General features: G+C 72.7%; 1 pseudogene. It reads left to right on the forward strand.

The features are described from left to right. A pseudogene (locus D4740_RS12995) lies at window positions 1-1,168 on the forward strand (hypothetical protein); the annotation flags it as partial.

Here is a 1,168-nt window from a genome sequence, read left to right on the forward strand (position 1 = left end):
ATGGTGACCCTGCTGAGCCTGGTGCGCGGGGTCGCCACGAGGCTGACGCTGACGGTGCCGCTGAGGCGGGCGCCCCGGCCCGCCACCGTGCTGATGGTGACCCTGCTGAGGCGGGTGCCCCGTCTGGTCGCCACAGGGCTGACGGTGACGGCGCTGAGGCGGGCGCCCCAGCCCGCAGCCGCGCCGACACCGAGGGTGCCGATGCGGAGGCTCCGTCTGGCCGCCACAGGGCTGACGGGGCTGACGGGGACGCCCCGGCCCGCCACGCGGCTGACGGTGCTGACGGTGAGGCCTCGGCCCGCAACCGCGCCGACACCGAGGGTGCCGATGCGGAGGCTCCGTCTGGCCGCCACAGGGCTGACGGGGCTGACGGGGACGCCCCGGCCCGCAACCGCGCCGACACCGAGGGTGCCGATGCGGAGGCTCCGTCTGGCCGCCACAGGGCTGACGGGGCTGACGGGGACGCCCCGGCCCGCCACGCGGCTGACGGTGCTGACGGTGAGGCCTCGGCCCGCAGCCGCGCCGACACCGAGGGTGCCGATGCGGAGGCTCCGTCTGGCCGCCACAGGGCTGATGGTGATGGTGCTGGGGCCTCTGGTCGTGCTGGTCACGGCCGTGGTGAGGGTGCTGATGTGGAGGCCTCCTCCGGTCGTCACAAGGCAGATGGTGATGATGCTGACGGTGAGGCCTCGGCCCGCCACGCGGCTGACGGTGCTGACGGTGCCGGTGGTCGTGGTGACGGCTCTGGTGGCTCCGGCCATGGTGGCGGTGGTGACGGGGACAGCCCGTCCGAGCGTGGCAGCAGTGGCGCGGACGGTGACGGTGATGGTGGCTCCTCTGGTGATCGGTCTGTGGCCCAGCGGCTTGAGGAGCGTCGGCAGAAGGCTGACCAGGACGCGTTCAACCAGGAGCACCGGCCCCGGGTGGCCCAGACGGTGGAGGTCGGCAAGGGCAGTGACCTGGCTCCCCGTCACGACGAGCCGTTCGGGCGGGGTGTGGAGCTGGAGCCCAGCACCTGCTACCACGTGGACCAGCGGGGCAGCTTCTACACTGATGAGTCTGGTGTGGTGGTGCACGTGGAGGCGCACTCGGCGGTGGAGCGTCGTGGGTGGTGGGACATCCGTAGTCCTATGAACCCGGACCTGAGGGACCCGCTTCCGAGTGCGAC

Source organism: Actinomyces sp. 2119, assembly GCF_003591215.1.
In the GTDB taxonomy this organism is placed as follows: domain Bacteria; phylum Actinomycetota; class Actinomycetes; order Actinomycetales; family Actinomycetaceae; genus Actinomyces; species Actinomyces lilanjuaniae.